The sequence below is a fragment of the Segatella copri genome (assembly GCF_009495355.1).
Taxonomy (GTDB): Bacteria; Bacteroidota; Bacteroidia; order Bacteroidales; family Bacteroidaceae; genus Prevotella.
Genome location: NZ_VZAD01000076.1, coordinates 95,603 through 120,153, shown reverse-complemented (window position 1 = coordinate 120,153; position 24,551 = coordinate 95,603). Strand labels below are relative to the sequence as shown.

The following is a 24,551-nucleotide window of genomic DNA, read 5'->3' as shown; positions in this document are numbered from 1 at the left end:
TTGAAAGTATCTCTGATGGCAGTATCAACTGTGCCAATGATAATAGTCCTTGATTATTCATGGCACAAAGGTATAAATTTTCTGTGGAATAAAAGAATCTTCCCCCTGGTTTATCGGCTGAGCCAAAAGCATTGCCTTGATGAGCAATGCCATATCCTTCTAAAAATCATCATCTCCGAAGAGAGAAAGCGAAGAGTCAACAGAGCCCTTCTCTGACACCTCTTCCTGTACAGGATGACTGCCAAACTGCAACATGAGCTGCTGCGCCTCTGTCGTGGCAAGATTAAGCCGATACACACCGTAACCAGTCTTCTGAACACACGAACCCTGCATCTTACTGTTCTTCATCAAATACTGCGACACATAAGCATAGACATCCTTGTAATTCAACGGAGTAAACATTGAATTACAGGCATTGTACACGTGCCGTACTATATGTTCCAATTTGAGACCCTGCTCTCCTGCCTGAGTCAGCACAGCAAGAATCTCCCGATCATAGTTCATGAAAACAGAATTATATTTGAAATAACCATTATCACCAAAGGCAAAAAAAAACCGCACCCAACTATTTTTGATAGAGGTGCGGTCCTTCCTGTAGTGTTCTATTTAAGCGAGAACCAACTTGTTGTCCTCATTCTTAATCTTACCCTCTTTCAGGAGCCATCCTATACCCAGGATTGCATCCTCTGCGGTAATCTTAGCAGCCTTAGCAATCTCTGCAAGCGAGAGAGCCTTACCTGCTGCTGCCAATGCCTGATAAACATCACCAGCCTTGAAACCTGCGTTCTCCTCGTTCAAGTAAAGAACCTCTTTCTTTGCTGCAGTAGCCTTCTTGGTTGCTGGAGCCTTCTTTGCAGCTGTAGTGGTAGTTGTCTTCTTAACAGCTGTCTTTGTTGTTTTCTTTTCTGCCATGTTCTTAGTAAAAATTTAATTAAACTCGCTCTAATCGGGAGTTTTGTATTATATTTTTTTGCAAATTTAATACTTTTATTCGATTATATCACGATTTTCAAGCTAAATCTGCATTGTTTAAAAGAAAATACCGCATTTTTTGATATATATCAAGCAAATGCGGTATCTATAGCAGAATTTTTATAAGAATTATTACTCTTTAACATCAACACTAATCTGCAGCTCATCAAGCTGCTTCTGATCAATGGCTGAAGGCGCATCGAGCATCACGTCACGACCTGAATTGTTCTTTGGGAAAGCAATACAGTCGCGAATACTGTCGAGACCGGCCATGATGCTGACGAAGCGGTCGAGACCAAATGCCAGACCTGCGTGAGGTGGCGCACCATACTTAAAGGCATTCATCAAGAAGCCAAACTGAGCCTCTGCACGTTCGGGAGTGAAGCCGAGAACCTCAAACATCTTCTCCTGCAACTTGGTATCGTGGATACGGAGTGAGCCGCCGCCAACCTCGATACCATTACATACGAAGTCGTAAGCCTTGGCACGTACCTGCTCCGGATGCTCATCCAGCAATGGGATGTCATCAGGATTAGGCATAGTGAATGGATGGTGGGTAGCCATAAGACGCTGCTCCTCGTCGCTCCACTCAAAGAGAGGGAAGTCAATAATCCAGAGGCACTTGAATACATTCTTATCGCGAAGACCAAGACGATCGCCCATCTCAAGACGAAGAGAACAGAGCTGGATACGGGTCTTGTTGGCATTGTCACCACTGAGAATCAATACCAAGTCGCCATCTTTGGCTCCCATCACGGTCTTGATCTCTGCCAACTCCTCAGAAGAATAGAACTTGTCGATGCTGCTCTTCACGGTGCCGTCGGCATTATACTTGATGTAAACCAGGCCCTTGGCTCCTACCTGTGGACGCTTTACGAAATCGGTCAGTTCGTTGAGTTGCTTGCGACTATAGTCGGCACAACCTGGCACACAGATGCCGCCAATATACTTAGCCTCATCGAACACAGAGAAACTGCCCTTACCGGCAAATGCATCCTTGAGCTCTACGAACTCCATACCGAAACGCAAATCGGGTTTATCACTACCGAAGCGCTTCATAGCCTCATGCCATGTCATCTGCTGAAGCTTAGGCAACTCTACACCTCGAATCTCGCGGAAGAGATGACGAGCCATTTCCTCGAAGAGGTCGATAACGTCATCCTGATCGACGAAACTCATCTCGCAGTCTATCTGTGTAAACTCTGGCTGACGGTCTGCACGAAGGTCCTCATCGCGGAAGCACTTGGCTATCTGGAAATAACGGTCGAAACCAGCCACCATCAGGAGCTGCTTCAGTGTCTGAGGACTCTGAGGTAAAGCATAGAACTGACCTGGATTCATGCGTGAAGGCACAACAAAGTCGCGTGCACCCTCTGGTGTACTACCAATAAGGATAGGTGTCTCCACCTCCATGAAGTTATAATTGTCGAGGAAGTTGCGGATAAGGATTGTCATACGGTGACGCAACTCCAAATTCTTGCGAACAGCAGGACGGCGCAAGTCGAGATAACGATATTTCATACGAATATCATCACCGCCATCGGTATTGTCCTCAATAGTGAAAGGAGGTGTGGCACTCTCAGAGAGCACCTGCAGACTCTTTACCAAAATCTCGATGTCGCCAGTATCCATCTTTGGGTTCTTGCTCTGACGCTCGCTTACCACACCCTTCACCTGGATGCAGTATTCGCGTCCCAACTTGTTGGCTGCATCACATAATGACTTATCATCGGCCTCATTGAAAACCAACTGAGTGATGCCATATCTGTCGCGCAAGTCTACGAAGGTCATACCACCCATCTTTCTTGTGCGCTGTACCCATCCGGCAAGAGTCACTTCCTTGCCGGCATCAGAGAGTCGAAGCTCTCCACAAGTGTTTGTCCTGTACATAAATATATAAATTATATAATTTTCTTTTCTGACGTGCAAAGTTATAATTTATTTCTGAGACAACAAAACTTTAAATAAGAAAACTTTGATAATGACAGAAAAAAGGCTATGCCTTACAGGACAAATCCTGCGGCATAGCCTTTTCTTTATATGAAGGTAAACGCTTCATGAAGAAGCTTATTTCCTCAGCCTCATTTAGGACGCATACGCTTGAACATCTGCCGATAGAATTTTTCCTCTGCCTTGATGATGCGCATCACCTTGCCAGCAGGAAGGATGAGCATAAAACGGGAATGATACTCCTGTTGCAACAATTTGATCTCCACATCCAACTCATCCTGACGACGGATGGCACTGGCGCAAGTCTTATTGTCACGAGTATCTATGTGATGCAAACGGCGCATCTCGTCGAATATCATACGCTGACGCTTCATCTTCTGTCGATAAACGGGGAAAAACTTTGCCGACTCTCCTGGCGTAAGACAAGCATTGGTAGTGATAAACTGCTCCAACTCCGCCTCGAAACGTTTCGGGTCGAAATGAGGACGTTTCTTATGCTGCGCAGTAACTGTGGAAAGTCCGAAGACCAACAGCATAGTCACAAGAACGGTTCGCTTCAAAAAGGCGATTATCATCTTAGATTTCATTTTACTCTTACCATTAAAACTGATCATTTAAAAACCTGACGATTCTGACAGCAGAGAGGCATAGATGTCCTGATTGTCAAGCATCGCATAGTCGGCAGCCTCATCAAAGGAGCTATCCTCCGAATGCATGACCGAAGCCCATCCACCACTTGCCACAGACTTGCCTGCCTGTCGTGAAGAAAGAGAAGTACCGATACCTATGGAAGCTCCTCCCAACAAAAGAACCACACCGGCTATAACTGCCACCTTGCGCACTACAGCACGACGCCACATCGGAACAATACGGGCACCCTGCGAGGCAGACTCAGACTGCATATCGAGAGCAGGCTGCGATTCTGGAACCGATGCCATGACACGCGATGCAAGCTCGTCAAAATAGCCTTCAGGCACACGGAATGAACTCTGGGTGCCATACCTGGATTTCAATATCTGTTCTTCTTTTATCATATTTTTTCTCCTTATTATATATAGACGAATCAAAAAACATTTGGTTTAATTAAACCGCTTCAAATATTCTGTTATTTTTTTCACTGCCAGGTGGTAAGAAGCCTTGAGGGCACCTTCGCTCGTTCCTAAGACCTCACTAATCTCGGTATACTTCATCTCGTCGAAGTATTTCATGACAAACACCGTGCGCTGCACTTCTGGCAACTGAGCCACAGCCTCCTGCAACCAAGCATGCATTCGGTCGCCATCAAAATAGTCGTCTGCCATCAGTTGATTGGCAACTTTCTTATTGTCGTCGACACTCGACATGGCTGACTGGCGCTGATGGCGCAGAAAATCCAAGGCCTCGTTGATGGCGATGCGATAAAGCCAGGTGGAAAGAGAAGACTTGCCCTGAAAGGAATCAAGACTCTTCCATATTTTCAGGAAAGCATTCTGCAACACATCATCGGCATCTTCATGAGTGATGACAATATGACGTATCTTCCAGTACAGCGGTTCGCTATACTGGCGCACAAGAGCCTCAAAACCCTCACGCCGGGTGCGGGCATCGGCTATCATGTCGGTCATTTCCTTGTCACTTATCATCATTCTGTTTGTTTGTTTTTTATTATAGATAAGGCTGCAATGCTGAGTATATCACCTTGTCAAAGCCATAGATATCGGCATACTCTGCCATGCGCCCACCTGCCATCGGATAAAGGGTGAGGTAGGTGATATAAAGTGGCACCTGAGGGTCCACCTTGATGTTCCTCACTATCATCCGTCTGTTGGCAAGACTGTCGGCTGTCATCGAGTACTTCAACTTGTCCATGAGTTGCTGGTTCTTCTCGTGCATCAGGAAGACACCAAGCTCGTAGGGTTTCTCTACCCTCACACAACCATGCGACACGCTGCGGTCTTCACGGCTGAAGACTCCCTTACTTGAGGTATCGTGAAGGAAGACTGAGAAATTATTGTCAAACCGGAAAATGAGCCGGCCCAAGCTGTTGCCCTTGCCTCCTCGCTGTACTACGCTGTAGTTATGATTGCGCAACATAGAGAAGCTGACCTGTGAGAAGTCAACAGGCTTACCCGTCTTGCGGTCCACCACATAGTAGTTGCGGCTGTGGAAATAATGCCAGTCGCCCGCATGATGCGCCACATCCTTGTCAATGATGCTCCGTGGAATCACCCATTGCGGGTTCACCTCCATATACTTGATACGGCTGGTAAGCAGCGGAGTCTTAGTCTTCAGACTGCCAAAACCAATGCGCATGGAGAGTGTGTCGTGATGATCGATGGCCATGAGGTGCATCGAAGGAATATTGACCACTACATACTTGCTATGGTTCTGCATGGGATCTTTCTCCCTCCACCGGCAACGTTCCATGTTGCAGAGTATCTTGGCACGCAGGTTCTTGTCACCCCGCACCTCCGTCAGCCGTTTCTGCAGGGCTCGATAGAACTCACTGCGAGGCTGCACCTCAGAGAGGAAAACGCCCAAAGAGTCGACTTCCACCTTGCGTACTGCCATGAGAAAGAAGTCGCGACCTACACGATCCACAGGAATATCGAAGAGACCACGATAGCGAACCGGACGTTTCACAGAGTCGTAACGACTTGGCTCTATCGTGTCAAGCCGATTCAAGAGATAAGAGGGATTGGTAAAACCGAAACGCTGACCAGCCACATAACGGAAGTAAGCCTTGGTGAGCCGATATTCCAGTCGTGCCAATACGGCATTGACATTACCCTGCTGCGTACTGTCGAGCTGAAGCGTGCGGACAGAACGAAGGTCTTGTTCCAGACTCCCCACACAGAAACGGCGAGTAGAGAATCCCATATCGCCTACTCCCCTAAGCCAGTGGAGCAAGGTATCGGCACGACCATCCACGCCCTTGCGGTCAATCCACAAGAACTTTCCTTCATTCATATAATAGCTGCGGGTACGATGATCTGCCGTCGTAGCATCCTTGTCTGCCCTCATCAGGCTGTCGATAAAATTACGTATACGGTGCGAATTGATGGTCTGTCCTGGTTCAGAGAACTCTCTGAACGACTCAACAGTCACCCACCTGTTGGAATTAGGCTCATGTTCCTGGCATCCAGTAAGGGCAAAAACGGCAATAGCCCACAGCAATGCCAGGAAGAAAGACCTATCGGTTGATAGAAATCTTGCGTACCACATTGCCTACCTTGACAATGTAACAGCCCGACTTCAGCGGCAAGTCTATACGCTTGTCGTTGCCTTCCACCTTGATAGAAGCAACCCTTACGCCAAGCACATTATAAACCTGCAGCACATAACCGTTGGCTCCTGTGACATGCAACGCCCCTGCGCTGGTTACCGTTACGGTAATCTGCTGGAAGTCATTATCTATAATTTCAATATTTGCAGCTGCGCTCATACGCTGTGGCAAGACAGCCATCAAGCTTAGTGCAAACAAAAAAGTAAGTAAGATTCTTCTCATATACGTATACGTGTTTAAATATTCCTTTTTGCAAAATTAATAAAAAAGTGAGAACTATGGCCTTTATCACCGACCAAAGTTCTCACTTTTCAGAATATTTAACGCTTATGCATTACATGATGCCGTCAGCTCTCAGTTTTTGCTGCCATTTCCACGCAGAGGCAAGCACCTCATCGAGATTGGCCTCAGCCTTCCATCCCAACACCTTATTGGCCTTGGTACAGTCGCCCCATATCTTCTCGATATCGCCCTCACGGCGAGGACCATACTTCCAGTTGAGCTTCACACCTGTGGCACGCTCAAAGGTCTCTACGATTTCGAGTGTAGAGTTACCCTTGCCTGTGCCGATGTTGAAATACTCTATTGGTTCAGTCTCCTGATCGAGCACACGGGCCATGGCTGCCACATGAGCCTTGGCAAGGTCGACTACATAAATATAGTCGCGTATACATGTACCATCGGGAGTATCATAGTCATTACCGAAGATGGTCAACTCCTTGCGGATGCCCATGGCTGTCTGTGTGACGTAAGGAATGAGATTGTTGGGCACTCCGTTAGGAAGTTCGCCAATCTCTGCACTGGGGTGTGCACCTATAGGGTTGAAATATCTCAGCACGATACTCTTCACATTGGCTCCACTGTGGATATAGTCGGCAATAATCTGCTCGTTGATTTCCTTGGTGTTGCCATAAGGAGAAGTAGCCTTCTGGTGAGGAGCATCCTCGGTGACAGGCAGGTTCTCTGGCTTGGGTTGTCCATATACCGTGCAGGAAGACGAGAAGATGATGCCCTTGACATGATACTGAGGCATAAGCTCAAGCAGATTGACGAGCGAAACCACATTGTTGCGATAATAGAGCAATGGTTTCTGCACACTCTCTCCTACTGCCTTGCTGGCAGCAAAGTGGATGATGCCTTGTATATCGGGATATTTCTGGAACACAGCCTCTGTGGCAGCCTTGTCGCGCAAGTCTACCTGCTCGAAAGCAGGACGCACACCTGTTATCTTCTCAATACCGTCCAGTACTTCTATCTTAGAATTGGACAGATTGTCTACTATCACTACGTTGTAGCCTGCCTGCTGCAACTCCACTGTGGTGTGGCTTCCGATAAAGCCTGTACCACCAGTCACCAAAATTGTTTGTTTCATCGCTATTGTTTTTTGCTGATTTTTTCAAAACATTTCTGAGGGCAAAAGTAATAAAAGATTTCGTAACAACCAAATTTTTATCGCATTTCAATGGATTTTTCATCATATTACACGATAAGCGTCACACGATTGAACGATAAACAACCCCACGAAGTACGTTTTGCTGCACTATTTTGGCACAAAGCGTGTCACTGTCTGCCACAGAGTTTCTCCATGACCAGGACACACTGGTTGTAATCGTTGAGGGCTGAGGCACGCTTGAGCCGCAGGTCGATGCTTTCCTGCAGGACATTCATGTATTCCAGATAGGAAATCTCACCCTGGCTGTATTCCAAGAGTCCCTGCTCTGCCATCTTGTCCGACCTCTCTCTGCCTTCCTCATTATAATAGGTGTATCTCACATAGGCTGCATTCATTCGGCTCAAAGCTGAGAGATATTCCTGCTGGCGAAGTTGTTCCTGTTCTTTTATCTCCAAGGCTATCATCTCGCGCTCCTTCCTGGCTGCCTTCACCTTGGCACGGGTGGCACCATAGAAGAGCGGGATGCCCACTCCCACCTCAAAGCCCATGAAGTTGCCTCCGTCAAAGCGGCTTCTGTCCTGGTCATAGGGATTCCAGGAACTGATGACGAGCTGGTTGCGCAATGAAAGACTGAGCGATGGGGCAAAACCATTCTTTGCCACACGTACAGCCTGTTCGGAAACTTTCAGACGGTCGGCTGAATATTGTCCGTCGGGGGTCTGACTATAGTTATAGGAGGCCTGCTTCCAGTCGAGCGGAAGCAACGAATCTTCCTTTGGCTCCACCGTCTCGACGCTTCCCACAAGACGTGAGAGCAAGAGCTGGACTGTCTCCAACTCGTTGTGAGCCGCCAACACTTCCATCTTGTTCTCGCGCTGCAGGCGTTCTGCCGAAAGCAGTTCCAACTGTCGGGTCTCTCCTGCCTTGTATCGCTTCTCTGCCAACGTGCGATACTGTGCCAGCAAACTGTCCTGACTCTCCAACACGCGAAGTTTTTCTGCCTGATAGACAGCCTGATAATAAGCTGCCTTCACATCATTCTCGAGCGACAGGCGAACCACAGCAGCCTTACTTCTCTCTGCTTGCGTCTCGGCCTTCAACTGTTTGTGGCGTGCTATATAATAAGTAGGAAACTCGATACTCTGCGACAGGGAAAGAGCATTGTCAGGACTGCCGCCCGATGTGGGATCTTGCGACAGCGAGAGTTCGGTCTTGTCTATCTCCCATGCCGTCCCCTGCAGAGCCTTGGCACGTTCTACTGATTTATTGGAAACCTGCATCTGCGGATTCTTCTCCAGAGCCATATTAATACATTCCTGCAGACTCACCTTTCGGGTCTGCGAAAGGACTGTCTGTGGCAGCAAAGCCAAACCACAGAGTCCTATTATCATCATATTCATTCGTTTCATATTTTTTATTTTTACTCAAGTTTCGCTGAGTTTAGAAGTTTTCACTCTTCATTTCATTAATTCTTCACTTCCCTTCGTAAACGTCTTATAGATGGCAGGCAGGACAAGGAGAGTGAGCAAAGTGGAGGTGATAAGTCCACCTATGACCACAGTAGCCAAAGGTCTCTGCACCTCAGCTCCATCACCATGCGAGAGCGCCATAGGCAGGAAACCCATGGAAGCCACCAGCGCCGTCATGAGTACAGGACGAAGACGGATCATACAACTGTCTATGATGCGCTTCTGAACATCGGTCACGCCCTCCCGTTGCATCTGATTCATCTGTCCGATAAGTACGATGCCGTTGAGCACCGACACGCCAAAGAGCGCTATAAAGCCTACTCCTGCCGAGATAGAGAAAGGCATGTCGCGCAACCACAGCGCCCACACACCACCAATGGCTGCAAAAGGAATGGCAGAGAAAACAAAGAGCGACTCGCGGACACTCTTCACCGTGGCATAGAGCAGCAAGAGAATGATGACAAGCGCCAAAGGTACAACTATCATCAGACGGTTGACGGCACTCTGCAGGTTCTTGAACTCTCCGCCATAGGTGTAATAATAACCGTCGGGCAACTGCAACTTGCTGTCGAGCAAGTGCTGAATCTCATCGACTGTACTCTGAACATCGCGTCCCTTCACATTGAATCCCACATAGATGCGACGGGCACCGTCCTCATGCGACACCTGGGCTGGGGCCGTTTCGTAGACGATATCAGCCAACTGGTTCAAAGGAACAGTCACAGCAGCCGGGCCTTCCTGTTGACCTGCACTCACGGGGATGGCAAGCGTCTGCAATGCCTCTATGGTGCGCACATCCTTGTCGAGTCGCAACACGATGTCAAACTTTCTCTCGCCCTCAAACACAACTCCTGCTATTCCTCCGGCAAAAGCAGTCTCAAGCACCTGGTTCACATCGTCCACGCTGACACCATACTCCGCCATGCGCTCATGGTTGCACCTCACCTGTATCTGAGGCAAACCTGCCACCTGTTCCACCATGACTCCGCTCACACCTCTCACATTACTGATCATCTTGCCCACCTTCTCTGCCTGCTGGATAAGCGTGTTGAGGTCGTCGCCGAAAATCTTGATGGCCACATCTTGCTTGATACCCGTAAGCAGCTCATTGTTACGCATCTGTATGGGTTGTGAGAACTCAGCCTCCATACCGGGAATATTCTTCAGCGTAGCCTCCATCTTCTCCATCAGGTCGCTGGTGGTCGTTGCCGAAGTCCATTCTGCCTTGGGCTTCAGAGCCACCATGATGTCGGCACGCTCCACTGGCATCGGGTCGGTAGGAATCTCCGCACTACCGATTCGACTCACCACCTGCTTCACCTCGGGATATTCAGACTTCAGGAGTTTCTCTGCCTTGGTGCAGGTTTCCACCATCTGAGAGAGCGACGTACCCTGCGCCATACTCATCTCCACAGCAAAGTCACCCTCGTCGAGACTTGGAATAAACTCACCTCCCAGGAACTTGAGTCCCACCACACTCACACAACAAAGTGCCACGGCAGCGGTAATCACATCCTTACGACGGCGCAACACCCATTCCAACACAGGACGATACCAGGTCTGAAGCCGACTGATCATCCGGTCGGAGAAAGTAGCCTTCGTGTGTACCTTACGACTCAGGAACAGACTGCTCGCCATGGGCACATAGGTAAGCGAAAGGATGAAAGCACCCAAGATGGCAAAGAACACGGTGAACGCCATGGGACGGAACATCTTTCCCTCGATACCGACAAGCGTCATCAGCGGAATGTACACGATCATGATGATAATCTCACCAAAAGCTGCACTCTGTCTGATACGCGAGGCGGAATAATGCACCTCTGCATCCATCTCTGCCTGGGTAAGGGCGAAACCACCTCCTGCCGTATGTCGGGCTATATAGGCTGCACGCACACCAGGCTGCGAGAAATCGCCCCTGTTGATATGTGTCACCACAGCCTCGACGATGATAACCGCCGAATCGACTATCATTCCGAAGTCGATGGCTCCCAGACTCATCAGGTTGCCATCCACACCAAAGGCTTTCATCAGAGCAAAGGCAAAGAGCATACTCAGCGGAATGACACTCGCCACTACCAGACCGGCACGCCAGTTGCCCAAGAAGAGAACCAATACGAAGATGACGATAAGTCCGCCTGCTATCAGGTTGTGGGCAATGGTTCCCTCCACTCGCTCCACCAAGTTAGTGCGGTCGATAAAGGGTTCTATCACCACACCTTCGGGCAGAGACTTCTGTATCTGATTGATACGCTCCTTCACGTTCTTGATGACCTGCTGGAAGTTCTCACCCTTCAGCATGATGGCGATACCTGCCACCACTTCACCCTCGCCGTTTCTTGTCACGGCTCCGAAACGGGTGGCGTGTCCTTCCTGCACTTTTGCCACATCCTTGATTCTGACAGGAGTTCCTTCTATTGTCTTGACGGTGACGTTGGCAATATCGTCGAACGATTTTACCACACCCAGTCCACGGATGTAATACTGATTGGAGTTCTGCTCGATATAACTTCCGCCGGTATTGGCATTGTTGCGCTGCAAGGCATCAAACAGGTCGCTGATGGTAAGGCCGTTGGCATTCAACTGGTCTGTGTCTACAGCCACCTCATACTGCTTGACGTAGCCTCCCCATCCGCTGACCTCTGCCACACCTGGCGTTCCTGCCAACTGCTTGCGTACTATCCAGTCCTGAATGGTGCGCAACTGGGTGAGAGAATAGCGGTCCTCATAACCTTTCTCGGGTCGTACAGTATAGTGGAATATCTCGCCCAAACCTGTAGCTATAGGCCCTAATTCGGTATCGGCATTGGCAGGCAACTCCTTGGCAACAGCCTCGAGCACCTGACTGATTTGCGAACGCGCCCAATAGATATCGGCACCATCATCAAAGACAAGTGTCACTACCGACAAGCCGCTGCGCGAAATACTTCTGCGTTCTTCCTGACGGGGAATGTTGGCAAGCGCCATCTCTATCGGACTGGTAATATACTGTTCCACCTCCTGGGCTCCAAGCGAAGGGGCCTGCGTGATGACCTGCACCTGATTATTGGTAATATCGGGGGTAGAGTCGAAAGGCAGATGCACCAACGACCAGATGCCCCATACTGCCAAAGCCACAGTCAGGATTCCGACCACCATCTTATGGTGTATCGAATATGTGATAAGTTTCTGAAACATAGTGATGTGTGTTTATTCTATCATACTTAGTGTTCATCACCATGCTCACCCGTCATCGAAGCCAGATAGAAAGCATTGTCGGTAACTATCTTCAGTCCTTCCTTGATATGCTTGCAGAGGGCTACCTCTGTATATCCATCCGTGCTGACACCTGTCGTCACCTCATGGCGCGAGAAACTGTACTCTCCGTTCTTAGGTTCATGATTGAGGGCAAAAACATACTGCTTGCCTTCTGCACTCACGATAGCTTTATTGGGCAGGGCAAAACACATCTGTCGCCCGGTGGCTATCTGTCCCGACACATACATGCCGTCAAAGAGTTTGGCGCCTGGTGCCGCATCGAGTTTTACATGCACCGCCACACTCTTCGTGCCCTTGTTGAAGCTTTCGTTCATGCCGTATACCTTGCCTGTCAACTTCACTCCTGGCTGATTGGTAAGGGAAAGGAACACGCGGTTGCCATTCTTTATCTTGCCCAGGTCTTTTTCAAATACGTTGAGGTCGCATTCCACAGCCTTGTTGTTGCTGATCTTCATCAGAGGAGTCTGCATGTCGGCATAACTTCCCAACGAGGCTGTCAGCTCACTCACCGTACCGCTCACCGGAGCACGCAAGGGGAAGACAGAAGTGAAATGGCCCTTGGCTACCGATGGTGCAGAAATGCCAATCTGCTGCAACTGACGGGCAATACCCACCATACTGGCACGAGCCACTTGATAATCTTTCCGTGCCATCTGCATATTCTTCTTCACCCCAGCGCCATTGGAAGCCAACAACTTCTGGCGTTCCATCTCCTGTCGGGCAGACTCACACTCCTGATAAGTGGTAAAGTATTCCCGCTGCAAAGAAAGAACATCAGTATTCTCTATCGCAGCAACAATCTGGCCTTTAGCAACTTGCTGTCCTTCCTTCACGTAAACATTCTTCACCACGCCACCCATCAGTGAGGTAACCATTCCGATGTTTTGAGCACGAAGCACCAGGGCTCCATTGACCTGTATCGTGGCATCAAGCTCTCGTGTTTCCACATTCCCCCACTTCAGGTCGACGGCCTTGATCTGTTTCTCGTTCAACAGGATATTTTCCACATCCACATGTTCCTCATGTTCATGCTCGTCGGCATGTGGATTCTCTACTTGCGACTTCTGCCATAGGGTGAAGCACAAGATGGCGACAGCGGTTGCTGCCACTACTATCAAAATTCTTTTTATCATTTCTCTTGAATTGCTTGTTAATTATTGAACTTTAATATGCCCTTGCATGCAGCAAAGACATCAACGCAAGCCCCCTATCATACCTTTACTTCAAACAGCAAAGGGCAACATGGGTCTGTATATGAAAAACAATTAAGAGAACAAGGGAGGTCCGCGCCTGCTGAAAGCAGAACACGATTCTTCGGACAAAGGCAAGGTGAGAGCCTGCCACTCTGTTGCCACACAGGCAGAAAGACAGAAGAAACACGCTTCTGCAGGAAGAACAAAGACCAGCAGATGATGGGCATCAAAAAGCTTTTTGACGGCAGACTTCACCACCCGGTTCTTGACTATGAAATGATGCATCTGCTTCACCTGGCAGCCTTCGTGCTCAGTATCATGATGCTCTGTATGCTCATCATTCAGACTTCCGTCCTGACTACACACCTCCACAACCATACAGATACGCTCATAATGATGATGATGAAGCATCACCGTCGAGAGAAGCATACCCATTGTGGCAATCCAAATGGAGAATATGTATAGTCGTCGTTTCATAATCTTAATGCATAGATTCTGCAAAGATAAATGAAATATCCGATTTGACGAAGATAAAAACATTTTTTATGGCAAAACGAGCTCGTTTTTATTGATTTTCTACCATTTATTTGGTTATTTGGCAAGAATATTGTACTTTTGCCAGACAATTTAAACCCATTTTTAAAAAGGAATTCATTCATGAACAGAACGATTATTACAGTGGTAGGTAAGGATACAGTAGGTATCATTGCCAAAGTGTGTACTTATCTTGCAGAAAACGACATCAACATTCTCGACATCTCACAGACCATCGTGCAGGATTATTTCAACATGATGATGATTGTCGATATGGCTAAAATGAAGAAATCTTTCGAAGACATTGCCGACGAACTCAAAAAGATTGGCGAAGACATGGGCGTTCAGGTGAAATGCCAGCGCGAGGAAATCTTCGACATGATGCACAGAATCTAATTGCTATCTAAGTCTGCCGATGCTAAGCGGTAAGACGACAGACTATTCTGTGAAGAAAGGACTTTTCTTCGTCAAAGGAAAATTTAATGTATCTAAGTGAAATAAGACTATAAATTAAGATGATCAATATTTCTGAGGTTATTGAAACCAACAAGATGATAGAGAAGGAAAATCTCGACGTGCGCACCATCACAATGGGTATCAACCTGTTGGACTGTGCTGCGACTGAGGTGGACGTACTCTGCGACAACATATACAAGAAGATTACCCGACTGGCCAAAAACTTGGTGAAGACGGGCGAGGATATTTCCAAGGAGTTTGGTGTGCCTATCGTCAACAAGCGCATCTCTGTTACTCCTATTGCCCTGGTGGGTGGCTCTGCCTGCAAGACAACAGACGACTACGTGAAGATTGCCAAGACTTTGGACAAGTGTGCCAAAGAGTTGGGTGTCAACTTCCTGGGTGGTTACTCTGCCATCGTTTCCAAGGGAATGAGCAAGAGCGATGAACTCTTGATACGCTCTATTCCTCAGGCTTTGGCGCAGACCGATTTTGTATGCAGTTCTATCAATGTGGGCTCTACCAAGACCGGTATTAATATGGATGCGGTTCGCCTGATGGGTGAAATCGTAAAGGATACTGCCGAGAATACCAAGGAAAAGGGTTCTTTGGGTTGTGCCAAACTCGTTGTACTCTGCAATGCTCCAGACGACAACCCCTTTATGGCTGGTGCCTTCCACGGCGTGAGCGAGGCTGATGCTGTAGTAAGCGTGGGAGTCAGCGGACCTGGTGTAGTGAAATATGCCTTGGAGAGTGTTCGTGGTGAGAGTTTCGAGGTGCTTTGCGAAACCATCAAGCGCACTGCCTTCAAGATTACACGTGTAGGACAATTAGTAGCCAAAGAGGCTTCTCATCGACTGGGGGTTCCTTTCGGCATCATCGACCTCTCATTGGCTCCTACTCCTGCCATTGGCGACAGCGTGGCAGATATTCTGAAGGAGATTGGTCTTGAGCATCCTGGTGCTCCTGGCACTACTGCTGCTCTTGCCCTGCTCAACGACCAGGTGAAGAAGGGCGGCATCATGGCATCTTCGTACGTAGGCGGTCTGAGCGGTGCCTTTATCCCTGTCAGCGAGGATCAGGGTATGATCGATGCTGTAGAGGCTGGTGCCCTTACCATCGAGAAACTGGAGGCGATGACTTGTGTCTGCTCTGTGGGTCTTGACATGATAGCTATTCCTGGCGACACGCCTGCTACAACGATTTCAGGAATTATCGCCGACGAGGCTGCCATCGGTATGATCAACCAGAAGACTACTGCCGTACGTGTCATTCCAGTCATAGGAATGAAGGTGGGCGACGGTGTTGACTTTGGTGGTTTGTTAGGTCATGCACCTATCATGCCTGTCAACTCGTTCAGCTGTTCTGCATTCGTCAATCGTGTCGGACGCATTCCTGCACCTATCCACAGTTTCAAGAACTAAAGACAAGGAGTAATAGAAGTCAAAGGAGTTAACTCCTTAACTCCTTTGACTTCTAAGAAATCTCCTTTAACTTTCTACTTTTACCATTACTTCGCCGTATCCTAACAAGCGGTCGGTACGGTCGCCTACACCTTTATAATATACTAACACCTGATACTTGTTTCTCGTTTGATAGAAACTGCCCTCAGTGGTTACGGGTTTTGTAGTACCATCGGCATTCACCACCACATAGCGATAACTGTAGTAGCCCTGCTTCAACAGGACGGCACCCTCGTATGCCTTAGCTGCTTCGTTGTATTCCATTCGGTAAGGAGGCAGAAAACTGTCCTGAGTCCAAGCTCCGTTCAGATACACATCACCCTGCTGACGAGGCGCCTGCAACAAGAAGTGCACCCAGGCGTAATCCGAAGTAAAGGTGTTGTCAATGTTGTCGCTGTTGCGAATATAGAAAGCTCCGTTCGCCGATTCGTCGTATACATAGTTGGGACGCGGCAGGTCTGCCATCACATAGGCATGTGCCTCGCTTCCGTCCCAGAAGATGCTGTCGAGCCCCATGGTGGTATGACTGAGGTCCAGCATCTCGAACTTGTGATACTCGTTGCCACCGTCGAATATCAACTGTCGGCAATGCTTCCAACTCTGCCCTTCGGTATTCACATACTCCGCACGCGGTGCTGTCACTGCATTATCCCATCTGCCGTTCTGCAGTACGATGGTCTTCAGCTGTCGGGCAGGATCGGTCACTCTCACCTCACCATAGTCTATCGCCATCGCCACCTGCTGATGACTGTGATAAATATCAATATCTGTGTTTCCCGTCACCGACATGGAAACCTTCATCTGTGGGTCCACCAACATAAAGCAGGCGGTGAAGACAGGATGGCTGTCATCATCATCGGCAAAGACCGACAGCTTGTAGTTGCCGCTCATCGTCAGCCGGCAATGCTCGTTGGGAATGGTAAGACTGTAGTGCGTATAGAGATGATTGGTGTTGAGCGACTGTTCGTAGTTGTCGATGGTTAGTTCGCCATTGAATCCCTGTAGGAAATCGCTGGTAAAGATCTCACGCGACTCCGACCAGTCGGCTTCACAATGTTCTATCTTGTAGGAATAACGCTCATAGTCGTGGGTCATGTCATCGAAATCGATGTGCACAGGCTCACCAAGCTGGGCAACGGGCATTTCCTGCCATCGCTGTCCTGCCACTACCTGCAGACTGGCAATACGCTGGTTATAAATCACATGACGCTGTGCCTCGACTGGCAAGGCTATCACACCTGCCACCCATAGCCACACCATACGGCACAAGAGGCTGAAAAGATTTTTATGCTTCATAGGCGCAAAGATAAGCAAAAGTTTTCAACCAGCCATACACAAGCCATAAAAACATCTGATTTTTTATGGCAAACAATGCCCGCAACTCAAAGAAAATATGTATCTTTGCAATATCTTTGCAAAGTCAACAAAAATATCTATGCAACACATCGATTATCTCAACCTCAAGGACATCAACAGTCCTTTACAACAAGACATCCTTGATGCCATCCATCAGGTGGTGGAGAGCGGATGGTATCTGCAGGGCAAAGCCAACCAGCAGTTTGCTGAGGCTTACGCCCAGTACATCGGCACGCAGTACTGCATACCGTGCGGAAACGGACTGGATGCCCTAAAACTGATGCTCAAAGGCGAAATGGAACTGGGCCGACTGCATGAGGGCGACGAGATCATCGTACCTGCCAACACCTATATCGCCACCATTCTTGCCATCACAGAATGCCGGTTGAAACCCATACTCGTAGAACCGAGATGGGAGACCTTACAGATTGACGACCGTCTGCTCCATCAGGTTCTTACACCTCGCACCAAGGCGGTAATGACAGTCCATCTGTACGGCAGATGTGCCATGACCGAGGCGATAGAGCGTTTCTGTCAGCAGCATAACCTGTTGCTCTTCGAGGACAACGCACAGGCGCATGGATGCATGTATGGCAACAGAAAGACAGGTTCTTTAGGCAATGCGGCAGCCCACAGTTTCTATCCTGGCAAGAACCTTGGTGCCTTGGGCGATGCAGGAGCTGTGACTACCAACGACCATGAGTTGGCTGAGGTTGTGAGAGCCTTGGGCAACTATGGCAGCAGCCGTAAATATGTCTTTCCATACGTGGGCACCAACTCGCGCATGGACGAGATGCAGGCTGCCGTCCTTACGGCAAAGCTTCGCCACCTCGACTTACTCAACGAGGCTCGCCGCCAACGTGCCAAAGAGTATCTCTCACTTATCAACAATCCCAAGGTCATGGTTCCCCATCAGATGTATGACGACTGGAGCCGAAACGTGGTTCACATCTTCCCCGTCTTCTGCGAGAAGCGCGACGAACTGCAGACTTACCTAAGCCAGCATGGCATAGGTACGATGATTCATTACCCCATCCCACCCCATCAGCAAGCCTGCTACAAATCATGGAACAGGCTTTCCCTGCCCATCACCGAACGCATCCACCAACAGGAACTCAGTCTGCCCTGCCATCAGATGATGACTTCGGAAGAAACTAAGTATATAGCGGAAACTATCAACAGCTTTCAATAAAGCTACCTCTTTTTTATTATTACCGAACTGAGCCCACTTGAAAAAGTCGAAAATCGCATTTTATGTCTTTGTAACTTTTTGAGAATCAATAGCTGATTTTCGTAAAAATGACTTTTTAAAGTGGGCTCATTACTTAACTATCGTAAGTATGTTAAGTAACCAAGCAAACAAAAGAATAATTATACAGCATATTTATTCAATAATTGCCCCAAAACCATGGACTAACTGGAAAAAAGAATCTACCCAACTGAAAAAAAAAATTTCCTAACTGGGAAATATTTTTTTCACAGTTAAGTAACGCCTATAGATGAAAAATTATACAGAAGGATTCTGACTATATTTTTTGGCTTACAAGCATAGAGAAACACGGAATGATAGAAAATAGAAACAAAAACTACGCAGACCTGTGTGATTGAAAGACTCCTCTTCTCACCCCACTCACGTACATTACGTAATCGTTTTAGTAAAATAAACCTAATAATTACGTATTTTTTTGGTGGATTGCAAAAAAATAATGTATATTTGCAAGTCGAATAAGCAAATCTTAAAAAACTAAATTACAATTATGAAACAATTTATGGATGAAAACTTCCTGCTCGACACCAAAACTGCGCAGGATTTGTATCACAATCATGCGGCTAAAATGCCTATCATCGACTATCACTGTCACCTCATCCCTGAGATGGTTGCCAATGATCATCAGTTCAAGAGCATCACAGAGCTTTGGTTGGGCGGCGACCACTACAAGTGGCGTGCCATGCGTACCAATGGTGTAGATGAGCGTTTCTGCACAGGTACTGATACAAGCGACTGGGAGAAGTTTGAGAAGTGGGCAGAGACAGTACCTTATACATTCCGTAATCCTTTGTACCACTGGACACACCTTGAGCTCAAGACAGCTTTCGGTATCGACAAGCAGTTGAGCCCTAAGACAGCACGCGAAATCTACGACGAGTGTAACGAGAAGTTACAGCAGCCAGAGTATACAGCACGTGGATTTATGCGCCGCTACCATGTAGAGTGCGTTTGTACTACAGACGATCCAATTGATGACTTGCGTTATCACAAGCAGACTCGCGAGAGCGGTTTCGAGATCAAGATGATTCCTGCATGGCGTCCAGACAAGGCCATGAACATCGAGAAGCCAGACTACGCTGAGTACATGAACAAGTTGGGCGAGGTAGCAGGTGTTACCGTTACTACCTTCCAGGATATGGTTGATGCCCTGCAGAAGCGTCACGACTTCTTCACCGAGAATGGCTGCAAGTTGAGCGACCATGGTATCGAGGAGTTCTACGATGAGCCATATACAGACTCTCAGATTGAGACCATCTTCGCCAAGGCTATGCGCGGTCAGCAGCTTTCTGCTATCGAGATTCGCCAGTACAAGCACGCCTTCCTGAAGGTATGTGCCGAGATGGACTATGCTGCCGACTGGACACAGCAGTACCACTATGGTGCTATCCGCGACAACAATACATTGATGTACAACAAGCTGGGTGCTGATACCGGTTTCGACTCTATCGGTGAGTTCACTACAGCCAAGGCTATGAGCCACTTCCTCAACGAGTTGAACATGGAAGGCAAGCTCACACGTACTATCCTCTATACACTGAACCCATGTGCCAACGAGGTGATTGCCACAATGCTTGGCAACTTCCAGGACGGTTCTTGCCCAGGCAAGATTCAGTTTGGTTCAGGTTGGTGGTTCAACGATCAGCTCGATGGTATGACACGCCAGATGAACGCCCTCTCTGTTCTCGGTCTGTTGAGCCGATTCGTAGGTATGCTGACCGACTCTCGCTCTTTCCTGAGCTATCCACGTCACGAGTACTTCCGTCGTTTGCTCTGCAACCTGCTTGGCAACGATGTAGAGAAGGGCTTGCTGCCTAACGATATGGAGAGCCTCTCACGCATGGTAGAGGATATCTCTTACAACAACGCACGCAACTACTTCAAGTTCTATTAATAAGTAGTAACCCTACTAAAAAAGCATGATGCCTGCCTCGTTTGTCGAGACAGGCATCATTTTTTTATCCTCTTATGATAACAGGGTACCGCAAATGGAGGTGTTAAAGAAATTAGAGAAGTTATAGAAGTTAAAGAAGTTAAAGCCATATGCTTTACAGCTAAATATACATCCCTTAAAGGCTGTTGGCTTTAACTTCTAACGACCAAAGGGAGTGATAACTTCTCTAACTTCTCTAACTTCTCTACCTAAACAATAATTCTGGTCTTGTGATAGTTTTCGCGGAACTCAGTAGGCGAGCAGCCTTTCTTCTTCTTGAAAATACGGTTGAAATTGCTGAGATTGTTGAAACCGCAATCGAAACCAATCTCACTGATCGACTTGGCAGTATCAACCAGCATACGGGCAGCATAGCCCAGACGAAGGTCGATGATATACTCGCTGATGTTACGCCCTGTATGCAGCTTGAAGAACCGGCTGAAAGCACTTGGACTCATACCAGCCAAATCGGCGAGCATCGGCAAGCGCAGGTCGTCCATATAGTTCTTGGATATATAGTTCTTTACCTTCAGGATGCGACGGCTGTCGTCCTCTACCTTGACCTTGGCATAGCTGCTGGAAGCCAACGTACGTGCATTGTCACAACGTGACAGTTCATAGAGAATGGTAAGAAACTGCTGCACGGCATAAAATCCATCCTTAATGCTGCTGAGAGTGTCGAGAAGACTGTAAACCTTCATAATAGCCTTCATGGGGAACACCAAACCCTTGCGTGCCTCCTGCATCATACGGGTAATGCTGGAGTAAGGATTGCGTCCAAAGAGGGTCTCATCGCCCATACTGAAATCGAACTGTATGGTTATCTCGCGAATATCCTCACTCTTGCATTCATTCTGCTCCCATACATGTTCCAGTTCGGCAGAGGTGATAAGACAAAGGTCGTACTCGCCTATTACCTCCTGCGAGTCGCCTACGATACGGCGCACTCCCTGAGCATTCTCCACAAAGTTGAGCTCAAAAACTGAATGATTATGAATGGGATAAGTAAACTCCATCTTGTGCCTGTCGGCAATGTAGAGGACATCCTTACCCATCAAAGGCGTGATTTCATGAATGATTCTTCTTTCTTCTGGCATATTTTAAATAATAGATTTGGATTTAAGTGCGGTAAAGTAGGAAAAAGTACGAGTCTGATGTTGTGAGAAGCTCCATCATGCGGCCATTCACAACATCAGACCCGCGTTTTGAGAATATCTCATCGCTTAAATGCGAAGGTCTTTCAATATGTCACTCATCTTCTGCTTGGTAGCAATACGGGTAGGAACCAACGGCAGGCGCAGTTCGTTCTCGATAAAGCCCATATCATTGAGCAGCGCCTTTACACCGGCAGGGTTGCCATCCACAAAGAGCAGACTGTACAACTCGGTAAAGGCATGATGAATCTTGCGCGCTGGCTCATACTCGCCACGGAACTCGAGCCGTATCATACGGCTGAAGGCCTTGGGCAGCGCATTACCGATAACCGAGATAACACCTGCAGCACCGCTTGCCACCATAGAGAAGGTAAGTGCATCATCGCCACTGATGACATCAAAGTTATCAGGCTTGTTCTTGATAATCTCATCCACCTGCTCCAAACTTCCACTGGCCTCCTTGACGGCTACTACGTTGGGGAAGTCACGGGCGATGCGACAGGTTGTCTCCGGCTTCATATTGATGCCTGTGCGACCAGGCACATTATAAAGAACGATAGGCAACGGACTAACCTGCGCAATAGCCTTGAAGTGCTGATAGAGTCCTTCCTGAGAAGGCTTGTTGTAATAAGGACAAATGCTCAAGATACCATCAATACCACTCCAGTCAGTAGACTTGATTTCTTCCACCACGGCTGCAGTATTGTTGCCACCGCAATATTTCAATATCTTAACTCGTCCATGGTTCACCTCTTTCACCAACTCGGTAATCTTATTTTTCTCATCCTGGGTGAGACAAGGAGCCTCACCTGTAGTTGCAAGGATACAGAGGAAGTCTGCACCATTGTCTATTTGAAACTCAACCAGTTTCTTCAGCGACTGATAGTCAACTGTTCCGTCGGTCTTGAATGGGGTAATCAGGGCTATACCTAAGCCTTTGAATATATTCTGTGCCATAATCTATTAATACAAAATCGTTGGCAAAAATACAATTTAATTGTCAATTTGCAAAACAAATTTGTGTTTTTCTTTCAAGATTATATCATTTTACAAAATAATCGGTACTATTTTCGCATATTTCGTAGTTTTTTATTAATTTTGCAGCCGATTGAAGCAAAAAATGCATGTGAGAATTCAAGGGCAGTAAAATGAGATACTTTATTTTCTTCGGTTACGACGGAACCAATTATCATGGTTGGCAGATCCAACCCAACGCCAACTCTGTACAGCAGGAGTTGCAAAAAGCTCTGTCTACTCTTTTACGACGCGACATGGAGGTTGTGGGTGCAGGACGAACAGACACGGGAGTACACGCCAGAAAAATGGCTGCCCACTTCGACTGGGAAGGCGAAGAGCTTGACGCCCCACAGCTCACCTATCGTCTGAACCGCATTCTGCCAAGAGATATTGCCGTAAAAGACATCAAACGGGTAGCCGACGACATGCATGCGCGCTTCTCTGCCTCCTCGCGTACCTATCATTATTATATACATACGTGCAAGGATCCCTTCGAGCGCCACTACTCGTTGCAGATGAACTTTCCGCTCGACTTCGACAGGATGAATCAGGCGGCACGCCACTTTCTGCACCACAAAGACTATGCTGCCTTCTGCAAGGCGGGTGGCGACAACAAGACAACCCTCTGCGAGGTGACACAAGCCCAATGGGTACAGACCTCACCCTCTACCTGGTATTTTGAGATAACCGCCAACCGCTTTCTCCGCAACATGGTGCGTGCAGTAGTGGGTACGCTGATTGATGTGGGAAGAGGGAAAATAAGCGAAAGTCAGTTTCTCGACATCCTGCACAACGGAACCCGCAGCGATGCAGGCGAGAGTATGCCAGGACACGCCCTCTTTTTGGAGGAGGTGAGATACGACTTGTAAAGACAAAAGGGTAAAAAGAATTCATGATATAATATGTGGTTAATTTTAGCATTTCTCTCAGCCACCTTGCTGGGATTTTATGACGCCTTCAAGAAAAAGGCTCTTTCAGGTAACGCAGTTATTCCGGTACTGTTTCTCAACACGCTCTTCTCGTCGCTCATCTTCGTTCCTTTTATCGTGACGAGCTATACGACGAATGCACTCGACGGAACAATCTTCCATGTCGCCTCTGGCGGATGGGAAGTACACAAATACATCATTCTGAAAAGCTTTATCGTGCTGAGCAGCTGGACTTTCGGCTACTTCGGTATGAAGCATCTGCCCCTTACCATTGTGGGACCTATCAACGCCACACGTCCTGTGATGACACTCGTGGGAGCCATGCTTGTATATGGCGAGGTACTCAACCTGTACCAATGGATAGGTGTCATCTTAGCAGTAATTTCATTCCTCATGCTGTCGAAAAGCGGGAAAAAGGAAGGTATCGACTTCAAGCACGACAAATGGATATACTTTATCGTCCTGGCTGCCGTATTGGGAGCCATCAGCGGACTGTATGACAAATACCTCATGGCTCCGCCCGAGAACGGAGGTGTGGGACTTGACCGCATGATTGTGCAGAGCTGGTACAACATCTACCAGTTAGTCATGATGGGATTCATGATGATGATTCTATGGTGGCCGGCACGCCACAAGACAACCCCTTTCCGCTGGCACTGGTCCATCATCTTTATCAGCATCTTCCTGAGTGCTGCCGACTTCGTGTACTTCTATGCGCTGAGTCTGCCGGGAGCCATGATCAGCATCGTGAGCATGGTGAGACGAGGAAGCGTCATCGTAAGCTTCCTCTTCGGAGCTGCCCTCTTCCACGAGAAAAACCTCAAGGCCAAGTTTGTCGACCTGTTGTTGGTGCTCATCGGTATGCTCTTCTTATACTTCGGAAGTAAGTAGTTGTAGTAAAAGGAAAAAACGAAGCCGGCTTCGTTGACCATCGCAAGCAGCTTC

Annotated in this window: 22 protein-coding genes; 6 read left to right on the top strand and 16 right to left on the bottom strand. The window is 47.9% G+C overall.

Going from position 1 to position 24,551, the window contains the following annotated elements:
* Nucleotides 1–159: 159 nt before the first annotated feature.
* From F7D20_RS10475 to F7D20_RS10415, 13 genes are all read right to left on the bottom strand, one after another.
* The gene (locus F7D20_RS10475; RefSeq protein ID WP_158463988.1) at nt 160–504 is read right to left on the bottom strand and encodes a hypothetical protein; all 345 of its coding nucleotides are present in this window, start codon (nt 502–504) and stop codon (nt 160–162) included.
* Between the two features lie 102 nt (nt 505–606).
* The gene (locus F7D20_RS10470) at nt 607–912 is read right to left on the bottom strand and encodes a winged helix-turn-helix domain-containing protein (RefSeq protein ID WP_158463987.1); all 306 of its coding nucleotides are present in this window, start codon (nt 910–912) and stop codon (nt 607–609) included.
* A gap of 192 nt (nt 913–1,104) precedes the next feature.
* Nucleotides 1,105–2,862, bottom strand: a complete 1,758-nt coding sequence (gene aspS / locus F7D20_RS10465) for an aspartate--tRNA ligase (RefSeq protein WP_158463986.1) — start codon at nt 2,860–2,862, stop codon at nt 1,105–1,107.
* 191 nt (nt 2,863–3,053) lie between these two features.
* Nucleotides 3,054–3,497, bottom strand: a complete 444-nt coding sequence (locus F7D20_RS10460) for a hypothetical protein (RefSeq protein WP_158463985.1) — start codon at nt 3,495–3,497, stop codon at nt 3,054–3,056.
* Nucleotides 3,498–3,536: 39 nt separating this feature from the next.
* Nucleotides 3,537–3,956: a hypothetical protein gene (locus F7D20_RS10455; RefSeq protein WP_158463984.1), complete on the bottom strand. Its 420-nt coding sequence runs from the start codon at nt 3,954–3,956 to the stop codon at nt 3,537–3,539.
* A gap of 45 nt (nt 3,957–4,001) precedes the next feature.
* Nucleotides 4,002–4,547 carry an RNA polymerase sigma factor gene (locus tag F7D20_RS10450; protein WP_437182669.1) on the bottom strand — a complete coding sequence of 182 codons (546 nt, stop codon included), beginning with the start codon at nt 4,545–4,547 and terminating at the stop codon, nt 4,002–4,004.
* A gap of 19 nt (nt 4,548–4,566) precedes the next feature.
* Entirely contained in the window at nt 4,567–6,126 is a 1,560-nt protein-coding gene (locus F7D20_RS10445; RefSeq protein WP_228114171.1) for a L,D-transpeptidase family protein, read from the bottom strand.
* Nucleotides 6,095–6,409 carry a T9SS type A sorting domain-containing protein gene (locus tag F7D20_RS10440; RefSeq protein WP_158463983.1) on the bottom strand — a complete coding sequence of 105 codons (315 nt, stop codon included), beginning with the start codon at nt 6,407–6,409 and terminating at the stop codon, nt 6,095–6,097. The genes F7D20_RS10445 and F7D20_RS10440 overlap by 32 nt, the downstream gene beginning before the upstream one ends.
* 112 nt (nt 6,410–6,521) lie before the next feature.
* Nucleotides 6,522–7,559 (bottom strand): UDP-glucose 4-epimerase GalE, encoded by a 1,038-nt coding sequence (galE, locus tag F7D20_RS10435; protein ID WP_158463982.1) that lies wholly within the window; start codon nt 7,557–7,559, stop codon nt 6,522–6,524.
* A gap of 188 nt (nt 7,560–7,747) precedes the next feature.
* Nucleotides 7,748–8,989 carry a TolC family protein gene (locus F7D20_RS10430; protein WP_158463981.1) on the bottom strand — a complete coding sequence of 414 codons (1,242 nt, stop codon included), beginning with the start codon at nt 8,987–8,989 and terminating at the stop codon, nt 7,748–7,750.
* 48 nt (nt 8,990–9,037) lie between these two features.
* A complete protein-coding gene (locus tag F7D20_RS10425) occupies nt 9,038–12,223 on the bottom strand; it encodes an efflux RND transporter permease subunit (protein ID WP_158463980.1) in 3,186 nt (1,061 codons plus the stop codon).
* Between the two features lie 26 nt (nt 12,224–12,249).
* Nucleotides 12,250–13,437, bottom strand: coding sequence for an efflux RND transporter periplasmic adaptor subunit (locus F7D20_RS10420; RefSeq protein WP_158463979.1), 1,188 nt, complete (start codon nt 13,435–13,437; stop codon nt 12,250–12,252).
* 132 nt (nt 13,438–13,569) lie between these two features.
* Nucleotides 13,570–13,974 (bottom strand): hypothetical protein, encoded by a 405-nt coding sequence (locus F7D20_RS10415; RefSeq protein ID WP_158463978.1) that lies wholly within the window; start codon nt 13,972–13,974, stop codon nt 13,570–13,572.
* Between the two features lie 180 nt (nt 13,975–14,154).
* Here F7D20_RS10415 and F7D20_RS10410 point away from each other — a divergent pair, with 180 nt between their 5' ends.
* Both F7D20_RS10410 and F7D20_RS10405 read left to right on the top strand, forming a co-directional pair.
* Nucleotides 14,155–14,427: an ACT domain-containing protein gene (locus tag F7D20_RS10410; protein WP_022252774.1), complete on the top strand. Its 273-nt coding sequence runs from the start codon at nt 14,155–14,157 to the stop codon at nt 14,425–14,427.
* A gap of 119 nt (nt 14,428–14,546) precedes the next feature.
* The gene (locus F7D20_RS10405) at nt 14,547–15,911 is read left to right on the top strand and encodes a PFL family protein (protein WP_158463977.1); all 1,365 of its coding nucleotides are present in this window, start codon (nt 14,547–14,549) and stop codon (nt 15,909–15,911) included.
* A 66-nt stretch (nt 15,912–15,977) separates the two neighbouring features.
* Here the strand turns inward: F7D20_RS10405 and F7D20_RS10400 are convergent, their stop codons facing one another.
* Nucleotides 15,978–17,246, bottom strand: a complete 1,269-nt coding sequence (locus F7D20_RS10400) for a DUF5103 domain-containing protein (RefSeq protein ID WP_158463976.1) — start codon at nt 17,244–17,246, stop codon at nt 15,978–15,980.
* Nucleotides 17,247–17,385: 139 nt separating this feature from the next.
* On the opposite strand from F7D20_RS10400, the gene F7D20_RS10395 reads away from it, so the two are divergent.
* Together F7D20_RS10395 and uxaC are read left to right on the top strand one after the other, a co-directional pair.
* Nucleotides 17,386–18,498, top strand: a complete 1,113-nt coding sequence (locus F7D20_RS10395; RefSeq protein WP_158463975.1) for a DegT/DnrJ/EryC1/StrS family aminotransferase — start codon at nt 17,386–17,388, stop codon at nt 18,496–18,498.
* Nucleotides 18,499–19,063: 565 nt separating this feature from the next.
* Nucleotides 19,064–20,467 (top strand): glucuronate isomerase, encoded by a 1,404-nt coding sequence (gene uxaC, locus F7D20_RS10390; protein WP_022252770.1) that lies wholly within the window; start codon nt 19,064–19,066, stop codon nt 20,465–20,467.
* 248 nt (nt 20,468–20,715) lie between these two features.
* On the opposite strand, the gene F7D20_RS10385 is transcribed toward uxaC, so the two are convergent.
* Together F7D20_RS10385 and dapA are read right to left on the bottom strand one after the other, a co-directional pair.
* Nucleotides 20,716–21,603, bottom strand: a complete 888-nt coding sequence (locus tag F7D20_RS10385; RefSeq protein ID WP_158463974.1) for an AraC family transcriptional regulator — start codon at nt 21,601–21,603, stop codon at nt 20,716–20,718.
* Nucleotides 21,604–21,729: 126 nt separating this feature from the next.
* A complete protein-coding gene (gene dapA / locus F7D20_RS10380; protein WP_158463973.1) occupies nt 21,730–22,617 on the bottom strand; it encodes a 4-hydroxy-tetrahydrodipicolinate synthase in 888 nt (295 codons plus the stop codon).
* Between the two features lie 191 nt (nt 22,618–22,808).
* On the opposite strand from dapA, the gene truA reads away from it, so the two are divergent.
* Nucleotides 22,809–23,546, top strand: coding sequence for a tRNA pseudouridine(38-40) synthase TruA (gene truA, locus F7D20_RS10375; RefSeq protein ID WP_158463972.1), 738 nt, complete (start codon nt 22,809–22,811; stop codon nt 23,544–23,546).
* Between the two features lie 33 nt (nt 23,547–23,579).
* Entirely contained in the window at nt 23,580–24,497 is a 918-nt protein-coding gene (locus F7D20_RS10370) for a DMT family transporter (protein ID WP_158463971.1), read from the top strand.
* Nucleotides 24,498–24,551: the final 54 nt, after the last annotated feature.